Here is an 11,387-nt window from a genome sequence, read left to right as displayed (position 1 = left end):
GGTGATGACGCTGGTCGCGCTGGTGGCGCTGGGTCCGGTCGCGGCGCGTCCGGCGGCGGCCCTCATCGGCCTGCCCGCCGCCCGGTGGCGCGGCGTGCCCGGACGGCTGGCCCGCGAGAACGCCGTCCGCAGTCCGCGGCGCACCGCCGGGGCCGCGACCGCGCTGATGATCGGCGTGGGCGTGGTGACTCTGCTGACGGTCTTCGCGGGGTCGATGCGCGCGTCCCTGGCGGACGGTGTCGCGGGCTCGTTCCGGTCCGGCCTGGTCGTGAACGGCGGCGGCAACGCCACGGGCGGTTTCGAGCCGTCCCTGGCCGCGCGCGCCGCGTCCCTGCCGCAGATCGAGACCGCCGTGGGCCTCGGGAAGGGCGCGGCGCGCGTGGACGGGCACGCCGCGACGGTCGGCGTCACCGATCCGGCGCTGCTCGGGCGCGTCCTGCGGCTGGACGTCACGGCCGGGACCCTGCCGTCCGACCCGGCCGCGGGCGCGGGCGGCTCGTCCGGCGGACCGTCCAGCGGACCGTCCGGCGGCGGGGCTTCGGTGCCGATGGTGCTCGCGGTCGGCAAGAAGGTCGCTGACCAGCGGAAATGGCACGTCGGGTCGGCGGTGGCGGTCACCTTCTCGGACGGTTCCCGGGTGCTCATGACGGTCGGCGCGATCTACAAGCGGACCGACCTGGCCGGGGACTACCTCCTTCCGCGGACGGTGTGGGCGGGCCACAACCGGCGTCCGCTCGACATCGCGGCGTTCGCCCTGCCCAAGCGGGGAGTCTCCGAGGACGACGCGCGGGCGGCGCTGACCTCGCTCGCCCGCCCGTACGGGCAGCCGGACGTCCAGAACCGGTCGCAGTACGTCGCGGCGCAGACCGAGCAGATGAACGCCTTCCTCGGGATCGTCTACGTGATGCTGGCGCTCGCGATCGTGATCGCCCTGCTCGGGATCGCCAACACGCTGGCCCTGTCGGTCCATGAGCGGACGCGGGAGCTGGGGCTGCTGCGCGCGGTCGGCGCGACCCGGCGGCAGCTGCGGGCCATGATCCGCTGGGAGTCGCTCATCGTGTCGCTGTTCGGCACGGCCGGCGGCGCCGGCCTCGGCCTCTTCCTCGGCTGGGCGCTGGCCGCCGCGCTGTCGAACCCGTTCTCCGTCCCGGCCGTCCCGCTGGTGGTGATCCTTCTGGTGGGCGCGGCGGCCGGGGTTCTGGCGGCGCTGCGTCCCGCGCGGCGCGCCGCCAGGCTGCCCGCGCTCACGGCCGTGGCCTCCGCGTAGACCTCGCCCCCGCGCCGTCCGCTCCCTCAGGGCGGGGAGGAGAGCGGACGGCGCGGGGCCGGGGCGGCGGACGCACCGGGGACGGACGCGGGACGTTGAGCGGGTGGTGCGTCGCGGGATGTGTGGATTGCCTGGATAGGCTGATGCAATGCAGGTCAACCAGTCGGGCAAGCTCGCGAACGTCTGTTACGACATCCGGGGTCCGGTCCTGAAGCGCGCCAAGGAACTCGAGGCGCAGGGCAACCGGATCCTCAAACTGCACATCGGCAACCCCGCCCCGTTCGGCTTCGAGGCCCCGCCCGAGCTGCTGCAGGACATGATCCGCAACCTGCCGGAGGCGCACGGGTACAGCGACTCCAAGGGCATCCTGCCCGCCCGCCGAGCCGTGGTGCAGCGCTGCGAGGAGATCGGCATCGCCGACGTGGACGTCGAGGACGTCTACCTGGGCAACGGCGTCTCCGAGCTGATCGTGATGACCCTCCAGGCGCTGCTGGACGACGGCGACCAGGTGCTCATCCCCACGCCCGACTACCCGCTGTGGACGGCCGCGGCGTCGCTGGCGGGCGGCGTCCCGGTGCACTACCGGTGCGACGAGTCGGCGGCCTGGGCCCCGGACCTGGCCGACATGGAGGCCAAGATCACCGACCGCACCCGCGCGATCGTGATCATCAACCCGAACAACCCGACCGGCGCCGTCTACCCGCGCGAGGTGCTGCTCGGCATCACCGAGCTCGCCCGCCGGCACGGCCTGCTGATCTTCGCCGACGAGATCTACGACCGGATCCTGTACGACGGCGCCCGGCACACCTCGATCGCCTCGCTCGCCCCCGACCTGCTGTGCCTGACCTTCGGCGGGCTGTCCAAGAACTACCGGGTGGCCGGGTTCCGGTCCGGCTGGCTCATCCTCTCCGGGCCGAAGCAGCACGCCGAGTCCTACATCGAGGGCCTGGACATCCTGGCGAACATGCGGTTGTGCCCCAACGTCCCGGCGCAGTACGCCGTGCAGGCGGCGCTCGGCGGGAGGCAGAGCATCGACGAGCTGGTCCTGCCGACCGGCCGCCTCGGCGAGCAGCGCGACCGTGCCGCCGCGATGCTGAACGACATCCCCGGCGTGAGCTGCGTCCGGCCCGAGGGCGCGCTCTACGTCTTCCCGCGCCTGGACCCCGAGATGTACCCGGTCAAGGACGACGTGCGGTTCGCGTTCGAACTGCTGGAGCAGCAGAACATCCTGGTCGTGCAGGGCACCGGCTTCAACTGGCCGACGCCCGACCACTTCCGGATCGTCACGCTGCAGTACGCCGACGAGCTCGAAGAGGCGATCGGGCGGATCGGCGACTTCCTGGGGAGCTACCGCCCCTGACCGTCAGGTGAGGCTCGCATGGCGGGCGGGAGGCCGAGGACTCACCCGGTCTCCCGCCCGTCGTCGTCCCCGGCGGTCGCCGCCGGCGTCGGACGGTCCGCCGCGGCCTGGTCCAGGCGGCGGAGCGCCCCGCGGACGGTCTGCGGGTCGGTGGTGGCCCAGAACGGCGGCAGGGACGTCTTCAGGAAGCCGCCGTACCGCGCCGTCGCGAGCCTCGGGTCGAGGATCGCCACCACGCCCCGGTCGTCCATCGCGCGCAGCAGGCGTCCCGCGCCCTGCGCCAGCAGCAGCGCCGCGTGGGTCGCCGCCACGGCCATGAAGCCGTTGCCGCCGCGCGCCGCGACCGCGCGCTGCCGGGCCGAGGCCACCGGGTCGTCCGGGCGCGGGAACGGGATGCGGTCCATGATCACCAGTTGCAGCGACGGGCCCGGCACGTCCACCCCCTGCCAGAGCGACAGGGTGCCGAACAGGCAGGTCCGCTCGTCCTCGGCGAACTGCTTGACCAGCAGGGAGGTGGAGTCCTCGCCCTGGCAGAGCAGCGGGTGCGTCAGGTGGTCCTTCAGCTCGTCGGCGGCCTGCCGGGCGGCCCGCATCGACGAGAACAGCCCGAGCGTCCGGCCCCCGGCGGCCTCGATCAGCTCGGTGATCTCGGTCAGGTAGGCGTCCGGGAGGCCGTCGCGTCCGGGCTGGGGGAGGTGCCGCGCCACGTAGAGGATGCCCGAACGCGGGTGGTCGAACGGCGAACCGACGTCGATGCCCGTCCAGGCGAGTTCCTTGGCCTGGGCTTTTTCCCTGGACTGGGCTCCGTCCCGGTCCCTGTCCCGGCCCCCGTCCTGGGGCCTGTCCCGGCCTCCGTCCGTCCCGTTCCCCGCCGGAGCCTGCGCCTGGGCCGCATCCGAGCCGGGTTGCTTCGGGACGTCGAGCGGGGGCAGCCCCCACTGGCGCGCCAGCGGCTCGAACGACCCGCCCAGCGTGAGCGTCGCGGACGTCAGGACGGCCGTGCGCTTCTCGAAGAGCGTCGCGCGCAGGAGCCCGCCGACCCCGATCGGCGCCACGTGCAGCGTCGGGGGGCGCTTCGGCCGCCCGTCCTGCACGAACGGCTTCTCCAGCCAGACGACCTCGTTCCGCGCCGCGATCTCGACCTGGAAGGACTCCAGCAGCCGGACGGACGTGTCGTGCAGGTCCTCCAGCGCCGAGCGCGCCGCCTTGCGCGCGCCCGCGTCGGCGGGGTCCATCTCCTTCTTCTCCGGGCCGATCGCCGTCAGGCAGGCGTGCGCGGCGTCCCGGACGACGGCGAGGGCGTTGCCCAGGGCCTCGGGCAGCACGTCCATGCGCCCGGCGGGCAGCTCCTCCAGCAGGAGGGTCAGGTCTTCGGCGGAGCCCTTCAGGTGGTCGGCGACGCCCTCCTCGACGAGCCGTCCGCAGCGCCGCGCGGTCGCGTCCACGGCCGAGGCCGAGATGTCGCCCGTCGCGACCGCCGTGACGCGGTCGACCAGCTCGTGCGCCTCGTCCACGACCACGACGTCGTGCTCGGGGAGGACCTGGAACTCCTCCAGCGCGTCGATCGCCAGCAGCGCGTGGTTGGTGACGACGATGTGCGCCTCGCCCGCCTCCGCGCGGGCCAGCTCGGCGAAGCACTCGGTGCCCTGGGGGCAGCGCGTGGCGCCCAGGCACTCCTTCGCGGTGACCGCGACCTGCCGCCACGCCTGCTCGGACACGCCCGGGACCAGCTCGTCGCGGTCGCCCGTGGCGGTCTCGTCCGCCCACTCGTTCAGGCGCTTCACCTGGCGGCCGAGCACCGAGAGCTGCTGCGGGTCGAACAGGCCGTGGTGGTCCTCGTCCTCCTCCGGGGCGCCGGTCTGGACGCGGTGCAGGCACAGGTAGTTGCGGCGGCCCTTGAGGATCGCGAACTTCAGCTCCGTGCCGAGCAGCGGGCGCAGGGCCTCGGCGAGGCGCGGCAGGTCGCGGTCGACGAGCTGGCGCTGGAGCGCGATCGTCGCGGTCGAGACCACGACCGTCCGGCCCCTGGTCACCGCGTGCCGGATCGCCGGGACCAGGTACGCGAGCGACTTCCCGGTGCCGGTGCCCGCCTGGGCCGCGAGGTGCTCGCCGCTGTCGAGCGCCCGTTCGACGGCCTCCGCCATCGTGACCTGGCCGGACCGCTCGGCCCCGCCGATGGCCCGCACCGCGGCGGACAGGAGGGCGGCCGTGTCGGGCACGCGCCCGGTCGTGGCGGGACGCGCGGAACCGGCCGAATCCTCGGCGGCGGTGTCGGCGGTGGCGGCGGAATCGGTGAGCAGATCAGGGGCGGGCACGTCGCCCAACGCTACCCTCCGCCCGCCGTGCTCGCGGCCAAGCCCGGACGGTCGGAGGTGCGACCACGCGTCCGTGACCCGAATCACTTCCGCGGACTCGCGCGGGCCGGACGGACGCTCAGCGGAAGAAGTTGAGGACTCGGCGCGTCTGCGGCTGGGGCATCCGCCGTGTGAACGTTCGCCGAGGAGGTCCTTCAGGGGTGCCCCTGGGACGGAGCGGTCGGGTGCGTCCGCGAAGATACATCTGTGTCTGATGCTGAAAGAGAAGTCCTGACCTGGGAACTGTTCGGCACCGCCGGCCGCGAGCTGGCCACCATGGTCGCCGAGAGCGGCTACCAGCCGGACCTGATCCTGTCGATCGCGCGCGGCGGCCTGTTCGTGGCCGGATCCCTCGGCTACGCCCTGGACGTCAAGAACCTGCACGTCATGAACGTCGAGTTCTACACCGGTGTGGACCAGCGCCTCGACATGCCGGTCATGCTCCCGCCCGTTCCCGCCCCGGTCGACCTCTCGGGCGCGCGCGTCCTGGTGGCCGACGACGTCGCCGACACCGGCGCGACCCTGAAGCTCGTCCGGGACTTCTGCGCCGACCACGTCGCCGACGTGCGCTGCGCCGTCGTCTACGAGAAGCCCCACTCCACGGTGAAGTGCGAGTACGTGTGGCGGCACACCGACCGCTGGATCAACTTCCCGTGGTCAACGCTGCCCCCCGTCGTGCAACGGGACGACCAGGTCTTGGACGCCTGACGGCGAGTACGGGCACGGCCTGGAACGGTCCCTGGTTGGCTGGAACCCCCTGCTGGATCCGGCCCGCCAGGAGCGTTGGTGACGTCCTCCCGCCTCGTACCGCTCGTCGCCCTGGGCATGGCCGCCGCGGCCGTCCCGGCCTCCCTGGCCCCGCCGGGACGGCACTCCGTCGCGGTCGGCAGGGGCGGCTCGGTGGGCACGGTCGGTTTTGGGAACGCGAGCGGGCCTGGCGGCAGGAGCGGTGCGGGAGGACGCTCGGGCGCGCGGCCCCCGTGGGCCTCCGGCAGAAGCGCGGGCAGTGCCGGAGGCCAGGCCGCCGCCGCCCGGACGCGCCGTCCGAACATCGTCTTCGTTCTCGCGGACGACCTGGACGGCGCGGACATGGGCAGGTTCCCGAACCTTTCGAGACTGGCCCGGGAAGGCCTCACCTTCCAGAACTTCATCGTCTCGGACTCCTGGTGCTGCCCGTCCAGGGCGACGATTCTGCGTTCGCAGTACGTCCACAGCCATGACGTCCGCAGCAACAATCCGCCGGACGGCGGCTACGAGCGTTTCCGGGTTAAAGGCGAGGAACGCGAAACCCTTGGCACCTGGATGCAGCGGGCCGGTTATCGGACGTCGCTTGTCGGCAAATACCTGAACGGGTATCCCGGCACCGAGCGCCAAGGCTTGGTGCCTCCGGGATGGGACGACTGGCACGTTCCCATGCCGCGCCACATGTACCAGCAGGAGGACTTCCGTCTCGTAGAGAACGGACGCGCCAACGCCTATCGCCGCGGCCATCTGGACGACGTCCTCACGGACAAGGGCGCGTCCTTCATCCGGACGAGCCCGCGCGACAAGCCGTTCTTTCTCTACCTGGCCCCTATCGCCCCACACCTGCCGGCCGCATTCGCCCCACGGCACGCCTCTGCTTTTCCGGACGCCAAGGTCCCTCGTCCGCCGTCCTTCGACCGCCCGGGCAGCGGTCCGCAACCGCGTTGGCTCCGCCAGAGAGGGCCGCTGGACGAGGCCGCGATCCGTCGCGACGACCGCATCTACCGAGATCGCCTCCGCTCCATGCTTTCTGTGGACGACATGGTCGGCACGCTGGACCGCACCCTCCGGGAAACCGGGCACCAGGACGACACCTATCTCTTCTTCACCTCCGACAACGGCTTCCATCTCGGGCAGCACAGGCTGTGGCCGGGGAAGACGACGCCGTATGAGGAGGACATCCGCGTTCCGGCTCTGGTGCGCGGCCCCGGAATTCGTCCCGGCACGAGCACGAGCGCGCTTGCCGGGACGGTCGACCTCGCTCCGACTTTCACGGAGCTCGCCGGAAGCGCCATGCCTTCCTGTGCGGAAGGCCGTTCGCTGGCCCCAATTCTCAAGGGCGGCCATCCGGCTGACTGGCGAAAAGCGCTTCTGGTGGAGTTCTACGCGGGACGCCCTCTCGACCACCCCGAAGGGCCCGACTGCGACACATTGCCCACCCATGTGAAGAGCTGTCCGCTGCCGCCTTCTTATGCCGCACTGCGCACCGACCGTGAGACGTACGTCGAATACGCGACGGGAGAACGCCAGCTCTTCGATCTCGCCGGTGATCCGTACGAGCTGCGCAACGAGGTGGCGGAGGCTCCGCCGGAGCACGTGCGCCGGCTGTCGTCCTGGCTGGCGCGTTTCCGTGCGTGCAGGGCCGTGACCTGCACATATGTGGACGGCGGCTGACGACTGCGGCGGGTTATCCACAGATCCGTGCCGAGCTGGAGAAGGAGGGGCGAGGTCGGCCAAGGTCGGAGTATGACCAACGAAACGACCCGCCTCGTGATCCGGACCCCTGACGACGCCATCGCCGCCGTCCCGTACCTGCTCGGCTTCCACCCGGTCGACAGCCTCGTCGTCCTGGGGTTCGACGGCCCCGAGAACACGTGCGCCGTCCGCGTCGACTTACCGCCCGATCCGTCCTGCGTCCCCCACATGGCCGAACAGATCGCGGTGGTGGTCGCCCGCAACCACTTCCGCAGTGCGCTCATCGTCGGCTACGGCCCGTCCGCCCCGGTGACGGCCGTCGCGTCCGCCGTCTGGGAGGCCCTGGCGTCCGCCGGCGTCCGCATCGTCGAGGCCATGCGCGTCGCCGACGACCGCTGGTGGTCCCTCACCTGCCTGGACGAGTGCTGCCCACCCGAAGGGCGTCCGTTCGACACGTCCACCACCGAACTCGCCGCGAACGCCGCCTACGCGGGCCACGCCGCCCTGCCCGACCGGGACGACCTGCGCCGCTCGGTGGAGCCGCCGACGGGCAAGGCCCAGTCGGCCGTCCGCCGAGCCACCTTGGAGGCCGAGGCCCGCGTCCACCGATGGGCCGCTGAGGAACCGACGTCCGAGGCCCTGACGGCTCGCATGAGCAAGGAGGCCGTCGGGCTGTTCGAAGCGCTCCGTGCCTCCGACCACCCGCCCACCGACGCCGATGCCGCCATGCTCACCGTCCTCATGACCGACCTCCGCGTCCGCGACGAGATCTGGGTGCGGCTGACCCAGGACGATCCGAAGCGGGATCTCGCCCTGTGGCGCGCCATCCTCAGGAGGGCCGACACCCGCCACGCCGCGGCCCCGGCGGCCCTCCTGGCCTTCCTCGCCTACACCACGGGCGACGGCGGCCTCGCGAACGTCGCCCTGGACCGTGCCGAGGAAGCCGACCCCCACTACTCCATGGCCGCTCTGATCCGCGCGATCATCGCCCTCGGCGTCCCACCGAAGAAGGCCCGGCTCAAGATCACCCCCGAAGAGCTCTCCACCCTCTACAAAGCACGCGACACCCCCCGTCCGCCGGCCACCGCCCCGCAGCCCACCGAACCTCCGACCCCCACCACCCACTCCCCGCCGCCCTGATCGCACCGGCACGCGACACCCGTCCGACCGGGCGCGCCCTTGGAGGGAGGGCTGCCCGAAGCGATGCACGCGAGGCGTATGACGACCGGACAAGCCGTGCTTAGCCGGAACTAAGGGCTTGAGTTGCCCGCGGCTGACGTTACGAAAGTGGCCGCAGGCGGCCAGATCGCATCAAGGAAGGGGGGTGCCGCCTCCTTTAGGCATCAGCGGATTTCGGGGAGGCAGACATGGTCGGGCGTGACGTTCGGTGCGGTGGGACCGGTTCCCGGACGGTCGGGAACCTGGCGCTGGACGCGGTGGCGGAACCGAGCAGGGTGCCGTTGCGGGTCCTGCCCGGAGGCGAGGAGACCGCCGTCGGGGCGCGGCAGGTGGCGGCCCAGGCCGTCCACCTGCTGCTGGAGGCGCTTGCCGGCAGAGCGGTGCTCGGCCATCGGAGCATGGCGGCGACGGGTCCGGTGGCGCTGCCGCAGGTGCTGTCGTGCTGGGTGCAGCAGGCGGGCGGGCACGCCGCCGAGGGCGGTGCGGTCGTCCTCTTCCGGGGGCGCGTCCACGCGCTCGCGCTCCGCTTGGAGCTGCGGCGTGGCCGGTGGCGATGCACCGAGCTCGAGACCACCGCCCTCGACCACGAAGCAGCGGGGACGGGCCCGTCCGCGCCGGGGGAGCCGCCCACCCAGCCCCAGCAGCTCAGGCGGCGCTGATCAGCCGAATGCCGAAGGAGATGACCTTGAGAACAACCCCAGAACGACCAACGAGATCCAGGAAAGGCCGTGAGGGAAATGACGTGACGAACAAAGGCCGTTGACCGGGCTCAGCCGCCGGAGCACAAAGCGGCGAGGTCGCCCCGTGGCACCGAAAGGCACCTACAGCTCATCCGGCCGCCTTCCGCTGGCGTGAACGAGGTACGGCGGCCCTCCGCTCGACTTTCGAGCTGAGAGCCGCCGCGTCCGACCAGGACCGGACATCACGCCAGAGAAGGAAGCGCAGGCGATGTCCTGACTGGCTCGGCACATTTCGATCCACGGCCCAGCCCTTCCTCACCCCAGAGGAAGGGGACGAGCTTGTGTCGTCAGCGCCTCCCAAGCGTCCGCGAGCGAGCCCTGAGTTGAAAGACAAAGCTCATTCGGGCGGAGGGGGAAGGGGACGCCACGACCGGCCAGAGGGGAGCAGAAATGCCTGCTCCCCCCCTTGGAGTCACCGCTTGGCGTACCGCTTTCCGGGGGTGAGGTGGTTGGCGAACAGCTCGGAGACCGTGACGAAGACGTAGCCCTTCGCGGCCAGCCGGCTGATGATCCTCGGAACCGCGTTGACCGTCGTCGGGTGGATGTCGTGCATCAGCACGATGTAGCCCGGACGCGCGTGGCTCACCACGCGGTTCTCGACGGTCTTGCTGTTGCGGTCGCGCCAGTCGAGGGGGTCGACCGCCCAGATGATCTGGGGCATCCCGAGCCGCTTGGTGACCGTCGCCACGCGCGAGTTGGTCGCCCCGTACGGCGGACGCATCAGCTTCGGGGTGAAGCCGCTCGCCGCGTGGATCGCCTTCTGCGTCTTGGTGATCTCGCTCTTGATCTGCGTGCTGGACAGACGCGAGAGGTCGGCGTGCGTGTAGCTGTGGTTGCCGACCTCGTGTCCGGCGGCCAGTTCCCGCCGCACCATGTCCGGATGCGCCTTGGCATTCCTCCCCACCAGGAAGAACGTCGCCCGTACATGCCGCGCGGCCAGAGTCTTCAGAAGCTTGCCGGTCCCGGACACCGGCCCGTCGTCGAACGTGAGCGCGATGCACTTGACCTTGCGGCAATCGATCTTCCGGGGCGGCGCGGCCACCGGCCCGCGCTGTGCGGTCATCGGCTGCACCTTGTTCGCGACCGGCCGCGATGTGGCGGGACCGACCCGGTCCGCCGCCATGGCGGGTGTCATCGACCCCGCCCAGCCGCAAGCCGCCGCGACGGCCATCGCCGCCGCTCCCCTTCGGACCAACGCCTGTTGACCCATCATGACGCCTCCCGGCGTGCCCGTTGCATTGATCGTCGGAGTCCGTCAGTCTAGGCCGGACCCGACACCGCCTGCCCGGGACGCGCTGAATGTCGGGGAACCGTTATCGCCCCGGCGATCGTTGACGGCATAATCACCCCTGCGCTCGAGAAGACGAGCGCCAGAACACGGACGGGACGACCAATGAGATTCCGTGACCGTTTCGGAATCCGTAAAAACCGCGGAACGACGGTCGCCAAGCTTGATCGCGAGGCCACCGACGCCGACATCGAGGCATTGATCGCCTTCGCGCGCTCGCGTCCGGGCGTCGAGTTCTACGTTGAGCCGGAGACGTTCGCGACCGACACCACCGCCGTGGCCGTCGCCAACGACGGCGAATGGACGCGCCGCCGCGTGGGCTCCCCGAAGGTCATCGGCAAGGTGGCCCGCGACCTCGGCATGCCCATCTACGACGTGCAGATCGTCGGCTACCCGCCCCGCATGCGGGCCTGGAACGAGCGCAACCGCAACCGCCGCATCGACCCCGGCAGCCCCGGCGAAGCCGTCCGCCGCCCGTAACCCCCCGCCAGACTCCCGCCCCGCACAAGCCGCCACGCACCGGCGCTGCACAACCCCTCCACCCGCCAAAACACCACACGTCGGCAGCAAACTCGCGCCCAGGCCCCACCCACCCAGCACCACCCGACGCCCGGCCCACCCGCGCATACGCGCAAGCCCCCAAGTCACGCCCACTTCCCCCGCGCCGCGTTCCCCGCGCCTGCTGCGCCTGCGCCGCGTCTGCGCCGCGCCTGCTGCGCCCGCGCCGCACCCGCCGAGCCTGCTGCGTCTGTGCCGCGCC

9 protein-coding genes are annotated in these 11,387 nt (G+C 71.7%); 7 read left to right on the top strand and 2 right to left on the bottom strand.

Annotated elements, in window-relative coordinates; all coding sequences use genetic code 11:
• Together DZF91_RS05160 and DZF91_RS05155 are read left to right on the top strand one after the other, a co-directional pair.
• On the top strand, positions 1-1,267 hold a 1,267-nt coding region (locus DZF91_RS05160), incomplete at its 5' end, for an FtsX-like permease family protein (protein ID WP_147341001.1).
• Between the two features lie 148 nt (positions 1,268-1,415).
• Positions 1,416-2,627, top strand: a complete 1,212-nt coding sequence (locus DZF91_RS05155; protein ID WP_117356346.1) for a pyridoxal phosphate-dependent aminotransferase — start codon at positions 1,416-1,418, stop codon at positions 2,625-2,627.
• 41 nt (positions 2,628-2,668) lie between these two features.
• Here DZF91_RS05155 and DZF91_RS05150 read toward each other — a convergent pair whose 3' ends face one another.
• Positions 2,669-4,846 (bottom strand): ATP-dependent DNA helicase, encoded by a 2,178-nt coding sequence (locus DZF91_RS05150; RefSeq protein ID WP_117356349.1) that lies wholly within the window; start codon positions 4,844-4,846, stop codon positions 2,669-2,671.
• 342 nt (positions 4,847-5,188) lie between these two features.
• Here DZF91_RS05150 and DZF91_RS05145 point away from each other — a divergent pair, with 342 nt between their 5' ends.
• The 4 genes from DZF91_RS05145 to DZF91_RS05130 all read left to right on the top strand — a co-directional run bounded on the left by DZF91_RS05145 (position 5,189) and on the right by DZF91_RS05130 (position 9,258).
• Positions 5,189-5,689 carry a phosphoribosyltransferase gene (locus DZF91_RS05145; protein ID WP_117356345.1) on the top strand — a complete coding sequence of 167 codons (501 nt, stop codon included), beginning with the start codon at positions 5,189-5,191 and terminating at the stop codon, positions 5,687-5,689.
• Between the two features lie 78 nt (positions 5,690-5,767).
• Complete coding sequence (locus tag DZF91_RS05140; RefSeq protein WP_117356344.1) at positions 5,768-7,399, top strand: sulfatase-like hydrolase/transferase; 1,632 nt, start codon at positions 5,768-5,770, stop codon at positions 7,397-7,399.
• Between the two features lie 72 nt (positions 7,400-7,471).
• Positions 7,472-8,560, top strand: a complete 1,089-nt coding sequence (locus tag DZF91_RS05135; RefSeq protein ID WP_117356343.1) for a DUF4192 domain-containing protein — start codon at positions 7,472-7,474, stop codon at positions 8,558-8,560.
• A 227-nt stretch (positions 8,561-8,787) separates the two neighbouring features.
• On the top strand, positions 8,788-9,258 hold the full coding sequence (locus DZF91_RS05130) for an Rv3235 family protein (protein WP_117356342.1): 471 nt from the start codon (positions 8,788-8,790) through the stop codon (positions 9,256-9,258).
• 493 nt (positions 9,259-9,751) lie between these two features.
• Here DZF91_RS05130 and DZF91_RS05125 read toward each other — a convergent pair whose 3' ends face one another.
• A complete protein-coding gene (locus tag DZF91_RS05125) occupies positions 9,752-10,402 on the bottom strand; it encodes a polysaccharide deacetylase family protein (RefSeq protein ID WP_117356348.1) in 651 nt (216 codons plus the stop codon).
• A gap of 330 nt (positions 10,403-10,732) precedes the next feature.
• Here DZF91_RS05125 and DZF91_RS05120 point away from each other — a divergent pair, with 330 nt between their 5' ends.
• A complete protein-coding gene (locus DZF91_RS05120; protein WP_117356341.1) occupies positions 10,733-11,107 on the top strand; it encodes a hypothetical protein in 375 nt (124 codons plus the stop codon).
• The last annotated feature ends 280 nt before the right edge of the window (positions 11,108-11,387 follow it).

Source organism: Actinomadura logoneensis (assembly GCF_003428695.1).
GTDB lineage: Bacteria > Actinomycetota > Actinomycetes > Streptosporangiales > Streptosporangiaceae > Spirillospora > Spirillospora logoneensis.
The sequence above is the reverse complement of the archived record's forward strand: the minus strand, read 5'-3'. Positions and strand labels throughout refer to the sequence as shown.